This window comes from Kaistia sp. SLG-1, from assembly GCF_059699055.1.
In genome coordinates this window covers 2456498-2474464 of sequence record NZ_AP048544.1, presented here as the reverse complement: position 1 = coordinate 2474464, position 17967 = coordinate 2456498, and the positions used below count along the sequence as shown (strand labels likewise).

The following is a 17967-nucleotide window of genomic DNA, read 5'->3' as shown; positions in this document are numbered from 1 at the left end:
TCATTTCCGGTTGTAGTCCTGTACCGTCGGATTGCCAAAAATGAAGCGCTGCGGATTGCTCTGGATGGAATTCAGCGTCCGGTCGAACTGCGTCGTCGTCCGACGCAGCTGGTCGACCAGCCCGTCGACGTTGCGCAAGCCCTGGCCACTGAAATTGGCGAGGTTGTCGGCGATCTGGCCGGCCCTGCCCGAGAAGGCTTCCGCGACCTTGCGGATCGCGGCGGCGGCGGCCGTCGCCTCGGCGAAGAAGTTCTTGCCGTTCGGGTCGGTCACGAGGTCCTGAACCTTGCCGAGAATGCCGTCGATGCGGGTCGACGCGGCGTTCAGCTTCTGGATCATGTCGCGCGTGTTGTCGACGATGAGGTCGATGTCGGACTGCTTCGCCTTGACGCTGGCAACGAAGTCCTTCGCATCCGCGACGGTCTGGCCGGCATCGGCTACGATCTTGTTCACGTCGACCGTTGCCGTCTGGACGCGTCGCGCGACGGTGGCGATGTCGTTGATCGTGCTCTTCACGGCTTCGACCTGGATCGCCGCGATGATCTGCTTCGCCCCTGCAAGCGTGTCTCCGAGCTGTTCGGAGATATTCTTCACGTTGGCGACGATCTCCGGGAAGGCGTCCGACGAGGCGGAAAGCTTCTGCGTCACCTTGTCGATGTTCGCGATCGTCTCCGCGACCTTGCTCGGATCGATCGCGGCGATGATCTTGTCGGCCTTCTGGACGGCGCCGCTCAGCGTTTCGGAAAGCGAGCCGAGGCGCTTCGACAGATCGCCGAAATGGCTCATGAATTCCTTCACGCCGGCAGAGTTCTCGGCGAGCGCGTCAGTAAAGGTCTGGACGTTCTTGATCGACGTCGTCAGCGACGGTTCCGCCGTGTCGATGAAGCCGTTGACGCGATCGACCGCCGTGTTGACCTTCGACACAAGCTCCTGGGCGCTGGCGATCAGGTCCTGCAGGCCGGAGCCCTGCGCCTCCAGGGTCGGGATGCCGGGCTGGTCCAGCAGGTTCGGCAGCTTGCCGGAGCCGCCCTTCAGCTCGATGAAGGCGATGCCGGTCAGGCCCTGGATGCCCAGCGTCGCCTTGGTGTCGGCCTTGATCGGCTGGGTCGGATCGACGCCGACCATGGCCTCGACCTCGTTCGGATCCTCGGGATTGATCCGGAGCGTGCGGACTTCGCCGACCTTGATGCCGTTGAACAAAACCTGGCTGCCCGGCGCGAGGCCGGTGACGGAGCCGGGAATCAGGATGCGCATGGGCTTGCGGATGCCGCTCTCGTCATAGCGCGCGAGCCAATAGACGAAGACAAAGCACGCGACGATCACGCCGAGCGTGAACAGGCCGATCGTGGCATAGTTGGCGCGCGTTTCCATTAAGCTTCATTCTCCAGGCGGCGTGCACGCGCGCCGCGGAAATATTTCTGGACCCAGGAATCATCGAACGCGAGCATGTCGTCGATGGTCCCCTCGATCAGCACATGGCGGTCGCCCAATACCGCGATTCGGTCGCAGACCGTGTACAGGCTGTCGAGGTCATGCGTTACCATGAACACGGTCAGCCCCAAAGTATCCCGCAGCGTGGCGATCAGTTCATCGAACTCGGTCGCGCCGATCGGGTCGAGGCCCGAGGTCGGCTCGTCGAGAAAGACGATATCCGGATCCATCGCAAGAGCCCGGGCCAGGCTGGCGCGCTTGATCATGCCGCCGGAAAGCTCGGACGGCATGCGGTCGGCCGCCTCCGGACCCAGTCCGACGAGATCGATCTTGAGACGGGCGAGTTCCTCCATCAGCCGTGGCGACAGATGCAGGTGTTCGCGGATGGGAAACTCGACATTCTGCAGCACGTTCAGCGACGAGAACAGCGCGCCCTGCTGGAACAGGACCCCGAGCCGCCGGTCGATCTGGGCCCGCGTATCGGGATCGGCCTCGTCATAGGCGGTTCCGAGGATCTCGACCGACCCGGCCCGCTTCGACTGCAACCCGAGGATCGTGCGCAGCAGCACGGACTTGCCGGTGCCGGACGCGCCGACGACGCCGAGGATCTCGCCGCGATAGACGTCGATATCGAGATTTTCCAGGATCAGCCGGTCGCCGAACCCGACGGTGATCCCCCGTCCCCGGATGACGACTTCCTTCTCGCGGCCATGTCCATGCGCGGTTTCCGTCATGATCAGTAGTTCACCGCGGCGAAGTAGAGGGCGAAGAGGCCGTCGACGACGATCACCATGAAGATCGCCTTCACCACGGCCGCCGTCGTGTGCTGGCCGAGCGAGGCGGCGCTGCCGCGAACGGCCAGGCCTTCGGAGGCTGCGATGATGCCGATGATCAGCGCCATGAACGGCGCCTTGATCAGGCCGACGAAGAGCGTATTGAGCGCCACCGCGTCGCGCACCCGGTCGATGAAGGCCTCGGGCGGCAGGCCGATATAGACCCAGCTGACGAGCCCCGCGCCGACAAGCGCGGCGATATCCGCCAGGAACACCAGCATCGGCAAGGCAATGATCAGCCCGATGATGCGCGGCATGATCAGCACTTCGACCGGGTCGACGCCGATGACGCTCAGCGCATCGATCTCCTCGCGCATCTTCATCGAACCGATTTCGGCCGTGATGGCGCTGCCGGAGCGGCCGGCGATCATGATCGCGGTCAGCAAGACGCCGATCTCGCGCAGGACGAGAATGCCGACGAGATCGACGGAGAAGATCTCCGCGCCGAACGCGCGCAGCTGGAAGGCGCTCTGCTGCGAAATGATCGCGCCGATCAGCAGCGACATCAACGTGATGATCGGGACGGCGCGAAATCCGGTCCTGTCGATGTGATAGACGATCGAGGTAACGCGGAAGCGCCTCGGGTCCAGCACGGCCCTGACGAAGCCGCGCGTCACGCCGCCGAGCAGGCTCAAGCCGGCGATCAGATCCTGCCACGACAGATACATGGTCCGGCCGACGGCCTCGACCAGTTCCAGCGCCGCGCCGACGGGCGCCGGCGACGGCGGCACCTCGCGCTCGGCCGGATCGAGCGCCTCGAGCAGCCGCTTGGCGTTTTCGGAGGCGCCTTCGACGGAAACGTCGCTCTGCTTGGCGCGCAGGCCGCGCTCGAGCCGGGTAATGAGCCAAGCGCCGGCCGTATCGATATGCTCGACAGCCGACAGGTCGATCACCGTCGCGCCGGAGATCCTGGCAATCGCGTCGTCGATCGAGGCTTCCAGCCCGCCAACGCTGCGCACGGTCCAGGGACCGAGGGCGCGCAGACGCGCCTGCCCGTTCTGGTCCGAGAATTCGAGTTGCGCTGCTGTTGCTGCTGCCGTCGCCACGACTGCTCCGCGTTCGACGCCTGACCGAGGGGCGGAAGGGGCGAGCGGCACTTGTGGCACCGCGGGGCGCCTCCTAAGCTCCCATCTCCGATTAGGTGATCGCACAAGCACGGAACTGCGGGCAAGCCTTTGGCGGGAAAGGAAGTCGTGATGGAGATCGCAACACCCTACCTGTTGTTTTTGGGTGACGTTCCAGATGCCCTCGCCGCCAAGACCGCGCTCGGAATCGTCGACTGGCGACCGGAATGGTGCGTCGGGCAGTTGCGATTCGCCGGTTGTCGCGCCGATGCCGGCATTCCCGACATGACGATCGCCGAAGCGCGAGCCGCCGGCGCCAGGACGATGATCGTCGGCGCGGTCAACGCCGGCGGCGTTCTTCCCGATCACTGGGTCAGCTCGATCGTGGAGGCGCTGGATGCCGGGCTCGACGTCGCCTCCGGGCTGCACGCGCGTCTCGGCGACAATCCCTCCATCCGCGCGGCCGCCGCCCGCTGGGGGCGCCGCCTGTACGATGTCCGGCACGCGTCGCAGCGTTTCGATACCGGCAAGGGAACCAAGCGCTCGGGGCTGCGTCTGCTGACGGTCGGGACGGACTGCTCGGTCGGCAAGAAATACACGGCGCTGGCGCTGGAGCGGCAGATGCGCGCCGCCGGCCTCGATGCCGACTTCCGTGCGACGGGGCAGACGGGCGTGTTCATCTCCGGCCGCGGCGTCGCCATCGACGCGGTGGTGGCCGACTTCATCTCCGGCGCCGTCGAATGGCTGTCGCCCGATGCGGCGCCGGACCACTGGGACCTGATCGAGGGCCAGGGCTCGCTCTACCATCCCTCCTTCGCCGGCGTGTCGCTCGGCCTGCTGCATGGCGCGCAGCCGGACGCCTTCGTCGTCTGCCACGAGCCGACGCGCACGACGATGCGCGGCGTCCGCCACCCCTTGCCGACGATCCAGCAGGTGATCGACCTGACCCGCGTCTGCGGACGGTTGACCAATCCCGCCATTCGCTGCGTCGGCATCGCCATCAATACGCAGGCGCTCGACGACGAGGCGGCGCAGGCGACGCTGGACGAAGCGGCCGCCGCGCATGATATTCCCGCCGTCGATCCGATCCGGACCGGCGTCGGACCGATCGTCGACCGCATCCTGCAGGACTTCCCTCCCTCATGACCTCTACTGTTTCCGTCGACGTCGAGCGCTGGCCCATCGCCGGCAGCTTCGTCATTTCCCGCGGCTCCCGCACCGAGGCCACCGTCGTCACCGTCACGATCCGGGACGGCCACGCCACGGGCCGTGGCGAATGCGTGCCCTATGCGCGCTATGGCGAGACGGTCGAGGGCGTGGTCGCGGCGATCGAGGCAGCGGCGCGGCGACCCGGCGGCCTCTCCGACCGCGCGGCGGTGCAGGACGCCTTGCCGCCCGGCGCGGCGCGCAACGCGCTCGATTGCGCGTTCTGGGACCTGGAAGCCAAGGCGAGCGGCGTCGCCGTCGCCGAGCGGCTGGGGCTTTCCTCGCCGCTGGCCCTGCTGACCGCCTATACGCTGAGCCTCGGCACGCCGGAAAGCATGGAGGAAGCGGCGAGGAATGCGGCGCATCGGCCACTTCTGAAGGTGAAGCTGGGCGGCGCCGGCGACGGCGACCGTATCGCCGCCGTCCGGCGGGGCGCGCCGGCGAGCCGGATCATCGTCGATGCCAACGAAGCCTGGTCGGCCGCCGATTTCGACGCCAACATGCGCGCCTGCGTGGAAGCGCGGGTGGAACTGATCGAGCAGCCCCTGCCGGCCGGAGCGGACGACTTACTCCGCCATGCCGATCGGCCGGTGCCGGTCTGCGCGGACGAAAGCCTGCATGTCGCCGGCGATCTCGAGCAGCTGATCGACCGCTACGACGCGATCAACATCAAGCTCGACAAGACGGGCGGCCTGACCGAGGCGCTGCGCCTGAAACAGGCGGCGCGCGCCCACGATTTCGCGATCATGGTCGGCTGCATGGTCGGCACGTCGCTGGCGATGGCGCCGGCCGTCTTGCTGGCGCAGGACGTCGATTTCGTCGATCTCGACGGCCCGCTCCTGCTGGCGCGCGACCGAACGCCCGGCCTCGTCTATGACGGCAGCCTGGTCAGCCCGCCAACGCCCTCACTCTGGGGCTGAGCGGGGCTTCCTCGGCACCAGCAGGACGAGGATCGCCAGCACGCCGCCGATCATCATGGTCGGGAAGGCCGCCGCGCCGAGATGGCCGTAGAGCGGACCCGACAGCAGCGTCGTCGCGGCGAGCGCCAGGCCCGAGGCCGTCTGTGAAATGCCCTGGGCGGAAGCCATCATCGCGTCCGGCACCTGCCGGGCGATGGCGAGCTGCATGCCCGCATAGACGGCCGCGAAGGTCAGGGCGTGCAGCAATTGCAGCGCCAGCGAGAAGACCAGGTCGGTCGCGAACGGAAACAGGCCCCAGCGGACGATGGCGGCGACGGCGCCGAGCATGATCAGCCGCTCGGGCTGTAGGCGTCGCAGCGCCTTGCCCGACACGGCGAACATGCCGATCTCGGCGACGACGCCGGCCGCCCAGAGCAGGCCGATCTCGCTGCCGCTGAAGCCGAGCTGCTCCCAGTAGATGGTGCCGAAGGAATAGAAGACGGCGTGGCTCGCCGTGATCAGCGAGAACGAGGCGATGACGACGACAAACTCGCGGCTCATCAGGATGGCGCGGGCCGAGAGCGCCTCGGGCTTCGCCGCGTCGTCGGCGGCGCGGATCTCGGGCGGCGTGACCGGCAGCAGGAAAGCGGTCACCGCCGCAGTCACATAGGCGCCGATCAGCATGGGCGAGAGCGACGCCGGGCCCAGATGGCCGAACACGACGCCGCCAACGAGGCTGATTGCGATGAAGCTGATCGACCCCCAGACACGCATGTTGCCATAGTCGAGCCCAAAGCGGCGGACGCCGGTGAGCGCCAGCGCATCAATCGCCGGCATGCTCAGGCCGAGCATCGCCGTCGCGATGCCGGTCAGCAGGAGGATCGGCCAATAGCCGGTGACCAGCGTGGCAGGCAGGAAGAACAACAGGCCGAACAGGGTGAAGACGACGACCGCGAAGCGCCGGTTCGGCGCCCGGTCGGCGAAGGCGCTGCCCACCGGCATGAAAAGCAGCCTCGCCGCCAGCGGAAAGGCCAGACAGGCGCCGATTTCCTCCGGCGTCAGGCCGCGAAGCTTGAGCCAGACCGGGAAGAACGGCGTCATCAGGCCTCCGACGACGAAGAACCCGATATAGAACAACGAGATGCGAAGGCCGAAGTGGCGCGGCGCGGCGACCATGGATAACGTGCCGATCTGAAAATGCCGGCGAGAACTCGCGGCGGGACATGCGCGACTCACCGGTGGGGAACCGGGGTGCGCGCTCGCAGGATAGCGATGTCGGTGACGAAGCGGGAGTGGCGGCGTTCAGGCCGCGAGCGCCCGCTCCAGGATATCCGGATCAATATTGCCGCCGGACAGCACGATGACCACCGTCTTGCCGCGCGCGTCGACGCGACCGGTGAGGAGGCCGGCGAGCGCCGCCGCCCCGCCCGGCTCGACGACGAGCTTCAGCGTGCGGAAGGCATAGGCGACGGCGGCGAGCGCCTCGGCGTCCGAAACGGCGACGCCGCGCGCGCCCGTCTCGCGATTGATGGCGAAGCCCAGCGCGCCGGGCTGCGGCGCCAGCAGCGCGTCGCAGATCGAGCCGCCGGTCCGCGCATTGCGGGTGATCGAGCCCGACGCCAGCGAACGGCGATAGTCGTCGAAGCCCTCCGGCTCGGCGAGATAGACCTGTGTCTCCGGGCTCTCTGCCGACATCGCGACGCCGATGCCGGCCGACAGGCCGCCGCCGCCGCAGGGCGTGATCACGATATCCGCATGCTCGCCGCGCGCCGCGAGCTCGTCGGCGATCTCCAGGCCGATCGTCCCCTGCCCGGCGATGACGCGGCGGTCATTGTAGGCGTGGACCAGCTCGGCTCCCGTCTCGGAGACGATCGAGGCGGTGATGGCGTCGCGGTCGTCGCTGGCCCGGTCATAGGCGACGATGCTGGCGCCGCGCCGCATCGTGCCCTCGCGCTTTGCGGCCGGCGCGTCGCCGGGCATGACGATGGTAGCCGTGACGCCGAACAGGCGCGCCGCCTCGGCGATCCCCTGCGCGTGATTTCCGGACGATGAAGCGACGATCCCGTGCGCCCGCTCGCCCTCGCTCAGCGAGGCGATGGCGTTATAGGCGCCGCGAAACTTGAACGAGCCGGTGCGCTGCAGATTCTCGCATTTCAGATAGACGCGCCCGCCGGTGATCGCGTCGAGCGCGGCGCTCGCGAGCAGCGGCGTGCGGATGGCCTCAGCGGCGATACGCCGGGCCGCCTGGCGGACGTCTTCGATCGTGGGGGTCATGACGCTGTCCGGTGACGCGAGGGTGACAGGACCGCAGATTTACACGAAAGCGCTTCCGGCGCAGCTTTTTTGCGCCGCGATGACATTGTCGAGGAACTGTCGCGCCGCCGCCTGCCACGAATGGCGGAGCGCGACGGTGCGGCAGTGATCGCGCGGGATCGAGAGCGCCGCCAGCACGGCCCTGCGCAGATCCTCGTCAAGCACGCCGGCGCCCGTGCCGCCCACCACGTCGCGCGGCCCAGCCACCGGAAACGCCGCCACCGGCAGCCCCGAGGCGAGCGCTTCCAGCATGACGACGCCGAACGTGTCGGTGCGGCTCGGGAAGACGAAGCAATCCGACGCGGCGTAGATGTCCGCGAGCGCATCGCCGACCTTCGCCCCCAGGAACGACACTTCCGGATGGGCGCGGCGCAGCGTCTCCAGCGCCGGGCCGTCGCCGACGACGACTTTGCTGCCCGGAAGGTCCAGATCGAGGAAGGCGCCGATGTTCTTTTCGACCGCCACCCGCCCGACATAGAGATGGATCGGCCGCGGCAGATGCGCGAGCACGTCGGAGCGGCGATCCGGCCGAAACAGGTCGGCGTCGACGCCACGCGACCAGCGCATCAGATGGCGGAATCCGCGCTCGGCGAGCTCAGCCTCCAGCGACGGCGTGGCGACCATGCAACCGGCGCCGGCATTGTGAAACTGCCGCAACACCGCATAGGTCCAGTCGACCGGCACCGGCAGGCGAGCGGCGAGATATTCCGGAAAGCGGGTGTGGTAGCTCGTCGTGAAGATGCGCTTCCGCTTGCGGCACCAGCGCCGAACCGCATAGCCGATCGGCCCTTCGGTGGCGATGTGGACGTGATCCGGCATCGCCGCGTCGAGCCGCCGGCCGATCGCGCCAGGTGCTGCGATCGTCAGGCGGATCTCCGGATAGGTCGGGCACGGAACGGTGCGATAGCCTTCGGGGGTCAGAAGAACCGGGGTGGCGCCGAATTCCGGCAGGTGCCGGGACAACCGCTCCAGCGTCCGCACGACACCGTTGATCTGCGGATGCCAGGCGTCGCTCGCGATCAGGATGCGGCTCATGCGGCGACCTTGTCGATCTCCGGCTCTTCTTCCTCCGCCACGGCATAGAGGGGGGCGACATCGGCCCAGCGGATCATCTCGATCCGGCCATCATGATGCTCGACGATCGCCGTACAGCTTTCGACCCAGTCGCCGGTGTTGATGTAGCGGATGCCGAGATCGTCGCGGATGGTGGCGTGGTGGATATGGCCGCAGACGACGCCGTCGGCGCCGACCCGCCGCGCCTCGGTTACTAACGCCTGCTCGAAGGCGCCGATGAAGGAGACGGCGTTCTTGACCTTGAGCTTGGCCCAGGCGGAGAGCGACCAGTATTCGAAACCGAGCTTGCGGCGAACCTTGCCGACCACCGTGTTGAGCGCGAGGGCAAGGTTGTAGGCATGGTCGCCCAGGAAGGCGAGCCACTTGGCATGGCGGACCACGACGTCGAACTGGTCGCCATGGATCACCAGCAGGCGCTTGCCGTCCGCCGTCTCGTGGATGGCGCGATCGACGAGTTCGACGCCGCCGAGATGCGTGCCGAGATAATCGCGCAGGAATTCGTCGTGATTGCCCGGAACATAGACAAGCCGCGCGCCCTTGCGCGCCTTCCGCAGCAGCTTCTGCACGATGTCGTTGTGCGCCTGCGGCCAATACCAGCCCTTCTTCAGACGCCAGCCATCGATGATGTCGCCGACAAGATAGATCGTCTCGGCGTCATGCCATCTTAGGAAGTTGAGCAACAGTTCCGCCTGACTACCTCGAGTACCGAGATGAATGTCCGACAGGAAAAGCGTGCGCAAGTGACGGGGCGCGACACCGCTCGACATGATCTTGATTCGTCCTCGTCCAGGAGACCGTTGTCGATTGCTTAGCCGACACGAACCACAGATTTGTGACAGTCGCTCAGAACAGGGTCGGCACCATGGAGAGGACGAGAAGCACCGCCATCACTGCATTGAAAATTGCCACGCGACGATCGCTGTCCAGAAAACGGGCAATCGCCGTTCCGAACAGGCACCAGGTCGCCGAGGACGGAAGCGAGGTCAGCGCGAAAATGGCGGTCAGCAGCAGGACGGCCGGCAGGATTGTCCCGCCCTGCGGGACGTAGAGCGCCATGGCGCTGACGGCCATGATCCAGGCCTTGGGATTGACCCATTGGAACAGAGCCGCCGCGAGGAAGCTCATCGGCCTGCCCTCGCGCGCGCCTTCCGTATCGTGCCGCCCTGCCCGCGCCAGCTTCCAGGCGAGATAGAGCAGATACAGGAACGAGACGTATTTCAGGATCTCGTGCAGGAGCGGGTAGGTCTCGAACACGCCGCCGAGGCCCATGCCGACGGCGAACACCATGACCGGGAAGCCGACCGTGATGCCGAGGATATGCGGCACGCTGGGAACGACGCCCCAGTTGGCGCCGGAGATCATCAGCATCGTGTTGTTCGGACCGGGCGTGAACGCGGTCACCAGGGCGAAGCCCAGAATTGCCAGAATCTGGTCCATGACAGCCCTCCGCCAATGCCCGGGACACGGTGGCACGGCCTTCCTAATAGGTCAATAATGCTGACATTTATCTGTGGAACAGATGGCGGCGCAGCTGTTCTCTGTGGGCCAAGCTGCATTGCTCCAGTCATCAGACATCTGGGCTTGCAAGCCAGCGCCCCCTCGACCATGATCCCGGCCGCCAACACGGAGAAATATCAATGAAACTCCTACGCTTCGGTGCCCCTGGCTCGGAGAAGCCCGGCCTTCTCGCCAAGGACGGCACGATTCGCGACCTGTCGGGCGTCATTTCCGACATCACCCCGGAGACGCTCAAGAACGGCGCGATCGACGCGGTCGCCAAGGTCGACCCGGCTTCGCTGCCGGTCGTGCCCGCCGGCACGCGCCTCGGCCCCGTCGTCAACGGAACGCGCAACTTCATCGCCGTCGGTCTGAACTATGTCGACCACGCGCATGAAACGAACATGCCGATCCCGGCCGAGCCGATCCTGTTCAACAAGGCTCCGAACTGCATCGTCGGCCCGAACGACAATGTCACGATTCCCAAGGGTTCGGAAAAGACCGACTGGGAAGTCGAGCTGGCCATCGTCATCGGCAAGACCGCGAGCTACGTGTCGGAAGCCGACGCGATCAACTACGTCGCCGGCTACGCCGTCTGCCACGACGTGTCCGAGCGCGCCTTCCAGACGGAGCGCGGCGGCCAGTGGATGAAGGGCAAGGGTTCGCCGACCTTCGGTCCGCTCGGCCCCTGGCTCGTCACCCCGGACGAGATCGCGGACATCCAGAACCTCGACCTCTATCTCGACGTCAATGGCGAGCGCGCCCAGACCGGCAACACCAAGACGATGATCTTCGGCGTTGCGCACCTGGTCAGCTACATCAGCCAGTTCCTGCAGCTCGATCCGGGCGACGTCATCACGACGGGCACCCCGCCGGGCGTCGGCATGGGCATGAAGCCGCCGCGTTACCTGAAGGCCGGCGACAAGGTTCGCCTCGGCATCCAGGGCCTGGGCGACCAGGAGCAGGAATTCGTCGCCTACCAGGGCTGATCCCCTTTGGCTGACAGCCTGACGGATTGAAGAGCGGCCGGCGCCATGCGTCGGCCGCTCTTTTCGTTTCTGCGTCTACTTCTACGGGCGCGCATTGACGGGCGTGGCCCTCCCCGTCACCCTGAGCGCCTGACTCGGGCCCCGGGCGCCCTTTCGGTGTCCCGGTCCCTCGCCCGCATCCATCCCGCCCGCCGCCGCGCGGTTCGGGACCCAGGCGCGCTCGCGCGGGATGCCCTTTCAACCAAGCGCCCGTCGACCCGGGAATGCCGGACGGGACCACGCGGACGGCGCTTGCCAATTCCTGAAGGAGAGCCGGTGGAAAGCATCGAGAAGATCCTGACCGAGCATCACTGGATCAACGCCCTGCTCACCCTGACAGCCCTCATCATCGCCGCCCTGTTCGCGAACTATGTCGTCAAGGCGCTGCTGCTCAAGCTGGTGCACAGGGCCCTCGGCATGACGGCCTATGGCCGCGACGAGGAACTGCGCAGCCACGGCGTCATCGAACGCCTCGCCAATTTGATGCCGGCGCTGGTGATCTCGGCCGGCATCGACCTCGTTCCGGGTCTTCCGCAATTCGCGCTGACGGTCATCAAGAACGTCGCCAACGCCTTCATCATCCTGTCGCTGGCAATGACGGTGAGCGCGGCGCTCAACATCGTCGACACCACCTATCATCGCCGCCCCTCGGCCCGGCTGAAGCCGATCAAGGGCTATATCCAGGTGGTCAAGATCGCGGTCTATGTGATCGCGGCGCTCCTGATCATCGCGACGCTGATCGACCGCTCGCCGGTCATCCTGCTGTCGGGTCTCGGCGCCATGGCCGCCGTCCTGATCCTCGTCTTTCAGGATACGCTGCTGTCGCTCGTCGCGGGCATCCAGATCTCGTCGACCGACATGGTGCGCGTCGGCGACTGGATCGAAATGCCCGGCCAGAACGCCGATGGCGACGTCATCGAGATCGCGCTGCATACGGTGAAGGTGCAGAACTTCGACAAGACGATCACGACGGTGCCCATCCGCAAGCTGGTCACCGAGCCGTTCAAGAACTGGCGCGGCATGCAGGAAACGGGCGGCCGGCGGATCAAGCGCTCGCTCTATCTCGACCAGAACAGCATCCGCTTCCTGACCGAGGAAGACTTCGACAAGCTCACCCTGTTCGGCCATCTGGAGACCTATCTGGCGCGTAAGCGCGCCGAGATCGACGACTGGAACGGCAAGCTCGGCGAGCGGGCCAAGTTCGCCGCCAACCGCCGGCGTTCCACCAATATCGGCACCTTCCGCGCCTATGTGGAGAGCTATCTCAGGAACCATCCCGACCTGCGCCAGGACATGACGATCCTGGTGCGGCAGATGCCGCCGGGGCCGGACGGCCTGCCGATCGAGATCTACGCCTTCACCAACACCATCGTCTGGGCGCGCTACGAAGGCATCCAGTCGGACATCTTCGACCACCTCTACGCGATCCTGCCGGAATTCGACCTCCGCGTATTCCAGAACCCCAGCGGTCAGGACCTGAAGGCGCTGGCGCCGGGCCTGCGCCGAAGCCCACGCGCCCTGGCGGCGGCGGACGCCTGACGCCTTGCATGCGGCGGCCGGTCCCCGAGGATCGGCCGCCCGTCGCCATCACGCCGCCAGGTTGACCGACTGGCAGGCGAAACAGATCGCCTCCACATGCCGGAAATCGGTGCCGCAGCAGCCGCCGACCACGTTCAAACCGGGGCATGCCCGCCGAAGTGCTGCGAACTGGCGACCGAGTTCGGCCGGGTCGCCGTCGTCGAGATTGGGGGCGTTGTCGAGCTCGGCATGGCTGCGCCGCGACGCATTGGCCCGCAGCCCCTTGATCCGCCGCGTCCAGCCCTCGCTTGCCCCGAACAGGTGCTCGAAATGGGTCGGATGGGCGCAATTGATCATGTAGTAGACCGGCGCGACCGCGGCCGTGGCGTCGACGGTCTCGATCGCGTCGCGAAGCTCCTGCCCGCTCGGCAACCGGCCGTCCGTCTCGACCGTGAAGGAGAGGACGATCGGCATCTGCGCGTCCGAGGCGGCGCGAACCAGGCCAAGCGCCTCCTCGACATAGTTGATCGTCATCGCGCTGACGAAATCCGCCTCGGTGGCGGCGAAGGTGCGGATCTGCTCGCCATGATAGTCGGCCGCCTCGGCGACGCTCATCTTCCGGTCGATCTGGTAGCCGTCGCCCCGTGGACCGATATCGCCGCTGATCACCATCGGCGTTTCGGGGCTGTCATAGCGATCGCGCAGTTCGCGCATCAGATCGATGGCGGCGCGATTGCTGACGGCGAGCGCATCGGCGTCGTAGCCGATCTGCGCGCCCCAGTCCCGGTTGGCCCGCCATGTCGGGCTTTCCAGAATGAAGCCGAGCCGGCGCGCATGGGCGAGCGCGGCGTAGCGGTCATAATAGGCGCGCAGGCGCTCGCGCCCGCCGGGACGCGAGAACAGATCGAAGGCGGCGAAGGCCGGAAGCTCGATCCCATCGTGAAAGATCAGCGTCGTCTCCAGACCGCCATCGGTGGTGAACAGGCGATCCGTCAGTTGCGGCAGGGCGTCTCTGTAGCGGGCCATGTCGTCCATCCTCCTCCTTGGAGCTTCGGATGGCGACGGACTCTATCCCGCTCCTGTTCCGCGACTAGAAAGCGCGTGGTCCAGTCGGATCGAATTTCACGAACTGATTATTTATCAAACAGATAGGCATCACTCCTCTGATCTCGATTCAACGAATGACAGATCGGAGGAAGCCGAACTTGACCTATGGTAAAGTTCCGGCATGTCGAACTCCGCGCCCCAGCCTCGAACGGATACGCGCGAAAGGCTGCTCAGCCTCGCCGAGCAGCGGGTGCTCGCCAAGGGCTTCTCGGCGACATCCATCGACGAGCTGATCGCCGGCGTCGGCATCACCAAGAGCGGCTTCTTCTATCATTTCCGCGACAAGAACGAGCTCGCCCGGGCGCTGCTGCTCCGCTATCTCGAGCAGGACCGCGCCGTGCTGGAGGCGATCTTCCAGCGCGGCGACGACCTGCATGACGACCCGCTGCACGGCTTTCTCGTCGGCCTGAAACTGTTCGCCGAAATGCTGGCGGACCTGCCGGAGCAGCATCCGGGCTGCATCGCCGCGTCCTATTGCTACCAGGACCAGCTGTTCGACCGCGAGATCCGCGACCTGAACGCCGCCGGCATGCTGGCGTGGCGCAGCCGCTTCGGCGAGCGGCTGCAACTGATCGCGGCCCGCTATCCGCCCCGCCACGATGTCGACATTGATGCCCTCGCCGACATGATCTCGACCTTGGTCGAGGGCGGCCTGATCCTGGGTCGCGCGCTGCGGGATGCGACGATCCTGCCGCGGCAGATCCTGCTCTACCGCGACTTCATCCGGGCGATCTTCCTCGGCAATTGACTGCCGTCACCACCACTTGTGGAAGTGGTGCACCGGGCCGTGGCCACGGCCGATCTGCAGGCGGTCCGAGGCGACGATCGCGTCCGTGATGTAGCGCTTGGCCTCCTCGATCGCCGGTTCGAGCGCGAGGCCGCGCGCGAGGCCCGCCGCGATCGCGGAGGACAGCGTGCAGCCGGTGCCATGCGTATTCAGCGTGTCGATGCGCGGCGCGCTGAACCAGCGTTTGCCGGCGGCCGACATCAGGAGATCGTCGCTCTCCGGACCGGTGCCATGGCCGCCCTTGATCAGGACGGCACGGGCGCCGAGGCGCAGGATCGCCTCGGCCTGCGCCTCCATGCCGGCCGCGTCCGTCGCGACGTCGGTTTCGAGCAGGCGCGCCGCCTCCCGCAGGTTCGGCGTGACGAGGGCCGAGCGCGGCAGGAGGTCGGCGATCAGCACCGCCACCGATTCGTCGCGCAGCAGCATGTCGCCGCTGGTCGCCACCATGACCGGATCGAGCACGACGTTCTTCTGGTCGAAGCGATCGAGCCCGGCCGCTACGGCGCGGATGACATCAGGCTGGGACAGCATGCCGATCTTGACCGCGCCGACATCGAGATCGGAGAAGACGGCGTCGATCTGGGCGGTGACGAAATCGGCCGGCACGTCATGGATCCCCGTGACGCCCAGCGTGTTCTGCGCCGTCAGCGCCGCGATCACCGAGGCGCCATAGACGCCGAGCGCCGAGAAAGTCTTCAGATCGGCCTGAATGCCGGCGCCGCCGCCCGAATCCGAGCCGGCGATGGTAACGGCGATGGCTGTCATCCCTGGTATCCTTCCTCAGGCCCCCGGCCCCGCCGGGGTCTTCGACGCGCGCTCCCGGCTACGCTTGATGCCGAGACGATGCTCGCGATAGATCACGAACATCCCCGATGCAACGACGATCGCCGAGCCGACGAGCATGGTGGCGCTCGGGGTCGAGTGAAACAGCAGATAGCTGACGATGATCGCCCAGAGCATCGAGACATATTCGAACGGCGCGATCAGCGACGCCTCGCCATAGCGGTAGCTCTGCGTCAAAAGCACCTGGCCGATGCCGCCGAAGATGCCGGAGCCGACGAGGAAGGGCACATGCTCCCAGCGCGGCATCGCCCAGCCGAATGGCGCGGTCAGCAGCATGAAGAGCGCCGTGAAGATCGAGAAATAGATGACGATCGTCCCCGGCGGCTCGACCCAGGTCAGGCGGCGCGTCTGCGTCGCCGCGAGCGCGCCGAAGAAGGCGGCGAGGATCGCGAAGACGGCGCCGAGCGCACTGCGGTCCGGGCCTCGCTCGGGCCCGATATAGCCCGACAGGATGACGAGGACGCCGATCAGGCCGACCACTACCGCCGTCCACCGGTAGACGCGAATCGCCTCCTTCAGGAGCACCGCCGCGAGCACCACCGTCAGCAGCGGCGAGGCATAGCCGATCGCGGTGGCGTCGGAGAGCGGCAGCCGCGCCAGCGCCGAGAAGCCGAAGAACATCGACGTCGCCCCGGCGATCGAGCGCAGCACGTGGCCGCCGATGCGCGGGGTGATGAAGATGGAGGGAAGCCCGCCATACCAGCCGACCCAGATCAGCACGGGGATCAGCGCGAAGGCGGAGCGGAAGAACGCGATTTCGCCCGGCGGATAGCTGTCCGAGACATATTTGATCAGGGTCGCCATCGCCGTGAAGGCGATCGTCGAGATGATCTTGAGCAGCACGCCGAAAAGCGGCTGCCCCTTCTGAAGCGCTTCCATGGAACCCACCGGACCGGGGGGCGGTCCGTTTCTTCGGGGGCCGCAGGGGATGCGGCCCGGTTTCGGACTTCGCTTTCAGCCGGCCCGCAGGGCTAGACGAGCGCGATCGGTTGGGACAAAGCCGATCCGGCGAGGCCTGAAATCGCGAATGGACGACACTTCGTTCATGACGATCCGGCCCGGGCGGGCCGCCTCCTCGATCGATCATCGGCAGAAGATGCGGAACGGATCGGCAAAGCTGGGCCGAAGCGCCGCATTTCATGGATCATAGGACCCGCTCGCCGCCGGGTGCAACCGCCTGGAGCCAAAGCGGAGACGCAAAATGGTCCAAACCTCTCAACAGGTGGACGCCGACCGCTCCCGTCATGCGCGCAACGCCTTTTCCCCGCCGGAATCGCGTGTTAAGCACCCAACCGGCGGTGCAGAGGTCATCATCGGAATCCCATGACACGTTTCATCACACGACGCTGCGGCCCGACGCTTGTCGCGGCAACCCTGGCCTCTCTCCTCGTCGGCACGTCCGCCCATGCGGAGCGGATCACCAATCCGGTTGCCGAGTTCGCGGGTCTCGACAAGATCACCGGCCGGATCATCACCTTCGACGTCTATATGGACGAGACGGTGCAGTTCGGCGCCCTGCAGGTGACGCCGCGGGCCTGCTATTCGCGCCCCGCGACCGAGCAGCCGCAGACGGACGCCTTCGTCGAGGTCGACGAGATCACGCTGAACCGCAAGGTGCGCCGTATCTTCACGGGATGGATGTTCGCAGACAGCCCCGGCCTGCACGCCGTCGACCACGCCGTCTATGACGTCTGGCTTGCCAACTGCAAGACCTCGTCGACCGTGGCGCATCCGTCCAAGCCGTAGAAGTCGCCCTCGCCCGCGAGAGCGACCTCGAGCCGCGCGTGATATTCGTCGCGGTCGACCTCGATGGCGCCGAACTGCGACAGATGCTCGGTGGTGAACTGGGCGTCGAGCAGGCTGAAGCCGCCGGCCTTCAGCCGGGCGACGAGATAGACGAGCGCGATCTTGGACGCATCGCGCGCATGGCTGAACATGCTCTCGCCGAAAAAGGCGCCCTGCAGCCGCACGCCATAGAGCCCGCCGACCAGCTTGCCGTCCTGCCACGCCTCGACGGTGTGACAGTGGCCGAGCGCGAACAGCTCGCGATAGAGGGCGCGGATGCGCTGGTTGATCCAGGTCTTGTCGCGATAGACAGAGGCGGCGTTGCCGGCGCAGCCCGCGATCACGCCTTCAAAGTCCGAATCGATCCGGATCTCGTAAGGCTGGTGCCGCATGGTGCGGGCGAGCCGGCGCGGAACATGGAACGCGTCGAGCGGAAAGATGCCGCGGCTTTCGGGCTCGATCCAGTATAAGCCGGGATCCTCGGCCGAGTCCGACATCGGAAAGATGCCGCACGCATATGCCTTCAAGAGAACTTGAGGCGTGATTTCGGGCAGATGGTCAGACTGGCGGGCCATGGGATCA

General features: G+C 66.5%; 18 protein-coding genes. 6 read left to right on the top strand and 12 right to left on the bottom strand.

Going from position 1 to position 17967, the window contains the following annotated elements; all coding sequences use genetic code 11:
• Genes AC6HZP_RS11110 through AC6HZP_RS11100 form a run of 3 tightly spaced genes read right to left on the bottom strand, consistent with a single transcriptional unit; the run spans nt 1 to nt 3310 of the window.
• Entirely contained in the window at nt 1-1371 is a 1371-nt protein-coding gene (locus tag AC6HZP_RS11110) for an MlaD family protein (RefSeq protein ID WP_201403616.1), read from the bottom strand.
• Nucleotides 1371-2165, bottom strand: coding sequence for an ABC transporter ATP-binding protein (locus tag AC6HZP_RS11105; protein WP_497526605.1), 795 nt, complete (start codon nt 2163-2165; stop codon nt 1371-1373). Before AC6HZP_RS11105 ends, AC6HZP_RS11110 begins: the two co-directional genes overlap by 1 nt.
• A 2-nt stretch (nt 2166-2167) precedes the next feature.
• Complete coding sequence (locus tag AC6HZP_RS11100; RefSeq protein WP_497526604.1) at nt 2168-3310, bottom strand: ABC transporter permease; 1143 nt, start codon at nt 3308-3310, stop codon at nt 2168-2170.
• A 150-nt stretch (nt 3311-3460) separates the two neighbouring features.
• On the opposite strand from AC6HZP_RS11100, the gene dgcN reads away from it, so the two are divergent.
• Complete coding sequence (gene dgcN / locus AC6HZP_RS11095; RefSeq protein WP_497526603.1) at nt 3461-4474, top strand: N-acetyltransferase DgcN; 1014 nt, start codon at nt 3461-3463, stop codon at nt 4472-4474.
• On the top strand, nt 4471-5454 hold the full coding sequence (dgcA, locus tag AC6HZP_RS11090; RefSeq protein ID WP_497526602.1) for an N-acetyl-D-Glu racemase DgcA: 984 nt from the start codon (nt 4471-4473) through the stop codon (nt 5452-5454). Before dgcN ends, dgcA begins: the two co-directional genes overlap by 4 nt.
• Here the strand turns inward: dgcA and AC6HZP_RS11085 are convergent.
• From AC6HZP_RS11085 to AC6HZP_RS11065, 5 genes are all read right to left on the bottom strand, one after another.
• Nucleotides 5440-6609, bottom strand: coding sequence for an MFS transporter (locus tag AC6HZP_RS11085; RefSeq protein ID WP_497526601.1), 1170 nt, complete (start codon nt 6607-6609; stop codon nt 5440-5442). The two genes, dgcA and AC6HZP_RS11085, sit on opposite strands and share 15 nt — an antisense overlap.
• A gap of 126 nt (nt 6610-6735) precedes the next feature.
• Nucleotides 6736-7707 (bottom strand): threonine ammonia-lyase, encoded by a 972-nt coding sequence (locus tag AC6HZP_RS11080; protein WP_497526600.1) that lies wholly within the window; start codon nt 7705-7707, stop codon nt 6736-6738.
• Nucleotides 7708-7746: 39 nt separating this feature from the next.
• Nucleotides 7747-8781: a glycosyltransferase family 4 protein gene (locus AC6HZP_RS11075; protein ID WP_497526599.1), complete on the bottom strand. Its 1035-nt coding sequence runs from the start codon at nt 8779-8781 to the stop codon at nt 7747-7749.
• On the bottom strand, nt 8778-9587 hold the full coding sequence (locus tag AC6HZP_RS11070) for a UDP-2,3-diacylglucosamine diphosphatase (RefSeq protein ID WP_497526598.1): 810 nt from the start codon (nt 9585-9587) through the stop codon (nt 8778-8780). The genes AC6HZP_RS11075 and AC6HZP_RS11070 overlap by 4 nt, the downstream gene beginning before the upstream one ends.
• 76 nt (nt 9588-9663) lie before the next feature.
• A complete protein-coding gene (locus AC6HZP_RS11065) occupies nt 9664-10257 on the bottom strand; it encodes a LysE family translocator (RefSeq protein ID WP_497526597.1) in 594 nt (197 codons plus the stop codon).
• A gap of 200 nt (nt 10258-10457) precedes the next feature.
• Between AC6HZP_RS11065 and AC6HZP_RS11060 the strand changes: the two genes are divergently transcribed.
• Nucleotides 10458-11306 (top strand): fumarylacetoacetate hydrolase family protein, encoded by an 849-nt coding sequence (locus AC6HZP_RS11060; protein ID WP_497526596.1) that lies wholly within the window; start codon nt 10458-10460, stop codon nt 11304-11306.
• A gap of 324 nt (nt 11307-11630) precedes the next feature.
• Nucleotides 11631-12884, top strand: coding sequence for a mechanosensitive ion channel family protein (locus AC6HZP_RS11055; RefSeq protein WP_497526786.1), 1254 nt, complete (start codon nt 11631-11633; stop codon nt 12882-12884).
• Between the two features lie 48 nt (nt 12885-12932).
• Here the strand turns inward: AC6HZP_RS11055 and AC6HZP_RS11050 are convergent, their stop codons facing one another.
• Complete coding sequence (locus AC6HZP_RS11050; RefSeq protein WP_497526595.1) at nt 12933-13889, bottom strand: homocysteine S-methyltransferase family protein; 957 nt, start codon at nt 13887-13889, stop codon at nt 12933-12935.
• A gap of 202 nt (nt 13890-14091) precedes the next feature.
• On the opposite strand from AC6HZP_RS11050, the gene AC6HZP_RS11045 reads away from it, so the two are divergent.
• Nucleotides 14092-14718: a TetR/AcrR family transcriptional regulator gene (locus AC6HZP_RS11045; protein WP_497526594.1), complete on the top strand. Its 627-nt coding sequence runs from the start codon at nt 14092-14094 to the stop codon at nt 14716-14718.
• Between the two features lie 6 nt (nt 14719-14724).
• On the opposite strand, the gene thiD is transcribed toward AC6HZP_RS11045, so the two are convergent.
• Together thiD and AC6HZP_RS11035 are read right to left on the bottom strand one after the other, a co-directional pair.
• On the bottom strand, nt 14725-15522 hold the full coding sequence (gene thiD, locus AC6HZP_RS11040) for a bifunctional hydroxymethylpyrimidine kinase/phosphomethylpyrimidine kinase (protein ID WP_497526593.1): 798 nt from the start codon (nt 15520-15522) through the stop codon (nt 14725-14727).
• Nucleotides 15523-15537: 15 nt separating this feature from the next.
• Nucleotides 15538-16479 (bottom strand): DMT family transporter, encoded by a 942-nt coding sequence (locus tag AC6HZP_RS11035; RefSeq protein WP_497526592.1) that lies wholly within the window; start codon nt 16477-16479, stop codon nt 15538-15540.
• Between the two features lie 444 nt (nt 16480-16923).
• Here AC6HZP_RS11035 and AC6HZP_RS11030 point away from each other — a divergent pair, with 444 nt between their 5' ends.
• A complete protein-coding gene (locus AC6HZP_RS11030; RefSeq protein WP_201403602.1) occupies nt 16924-17346 on the top strand; it encodes a DUF2155 domain-containing protein in 423 nt (140 codons plus the stop codon).
• Here the strand turns inward: AC6HZP_RS11030 and aat are convergent.
• Nucleotides 17283-17960 (bottom strand): leucyl/phenylalanyl-tRNA--protein transferase, encoded by a 678-nt coding sequence (gene aat, locus AC6HZP_RS11025; protein ID WP_497526591.1) that lies wholly within the window; start codon nt 17958-17960, stop codon nt 17283-17285. The genes AC6HZP_RS11030 and aat overlap by 64 nt on opposite strands.
• Nucleotides 17961-17967: the final 7 nt, after the last annotated feature.

What these genes read in the sequence shown, in the direction of transcription:
- AC6HZP_RS11110 (WP_201403616.1), bottom strand. Translation starts at nt 1,371, where the DNA reads ATGGAAACGCGCGCCAACTATGCCACGATCGGCCTGTTCACGCTCGGC.
- AC6HZP_RS11105 (WP_497526605.1), bottom strand. Translation starts at nt 2,165, where the DNA reads ATGACGGAAACCGCGCATGGACATGGCCGCGAGAAGGAAGTCGTCATC.
- dgcN (WP_497526603.1), top strand. Translation starts at nt 3,461, where the DNA reads ATGGAGATCGCAACACCCTACCTGTTGTTTTTGGGTGACGTTCCAGAT.
- dgcA (WP_497526602.1), top strand. Translation starts at nt 4,471, where the DNA reads ATGACCTCTACTGTTTCCGTCGACGTCGAGCGCTGGCCCATCGCCGGC.
- AC6HZP_RS11085 (WP_497526601.1), bottom strand. Translation starts at nt 6,609, where the DNA reads ATGGTCGCCGCGCCGCGCCACTTCGGCCTTCGCATCTCGTTGTTCTAT.
- AC6HZP_RS11080 (WP_497526600.1), bottom strand. Translation starts at nt 7,707, where the DNA reads ATGACCCCCACGATCGAAGACGTCCGCCAGGCGGCCCGGCGTATCGCC.
- AC6HZP_RS11075 (WP_497526599.1), bottom strand. Translation starts at nt 8,781, where the DNA reads ATGAGCCGCATCCTGATCGCGAGCGACGCCTGGCATCCGCAGATCAAC.
- AC6HZP_RS11070 (WP_497526598.1), bottom strand. Translation starts at nt 9,587, where the DNA reads ATGTCGAGCGGTGTCGCGCCCCGTCACTTGCGCACGCTTTTCCTGTCG.
- AC6HZP_RS11065 (WP_497526597.1), bottom strand. Translation starts at nt 10,257, where the DNA reads ATGGACCAGATTCTGGCAATTCTGGGCTTCGCCCTGGTGACCGCGTTC.
- AC6HZP_RS11060 (WP_497526596.1), top strand. Translation starts at nt 10,458, where the DNA reads ATGAAACTCCTACGCTTCGGTGCCCCTGGCTCGGAGAAGCCCGGCCTT.
- AC6HZP_RS11050 (WP_497526595.1), bottom strand. Translation starts at nt 13,889, where the DNA reads ATGGCCCGCTACAGAGACGCCCTGCCGCAACTGACGGATCGCCTGTTC.
- AC6HZP_RS11045 (WP_497526594.1), top strand. Translation starts at nt 14,092, where the DNA reads ATGTCGAACTCCGCGCCCCAGCCTCGAACGGATACGCGCGAAAGGCTG.
- thiD (WP_497526593.1), bottom strand. Translation starts at nt 15,522, where the DNA reads ATGACAGCCATCGCCGTTACCATCGCCGGCTCGGATTCGGGCGGCGGC.
- AC6HZP_RS11035 (WP_497526592.1), bottom strand. Translation starts at nt 16,479, where the DNA reads ATGGAAGCGCTTCAGAAGGGGCAGCCGCTTTTCGGCGTGCTGCTCAAG.
- AC6HZP_RS11030 (WP_201403602.1), top strand. Translation starts at nt 16,924, where the DNA reads ATGACACGTTTCATCACACGACGCTGCGGCCCGACGCTTGTCGCGGCA.
- aat (WP_497526591.1), bottom strand. Translation starts at nt 17,960, where the DNA reads ATGGCCCGCCAGTCTGACCATCTGCCCGAAATCACGCCTCAAGTTCTC.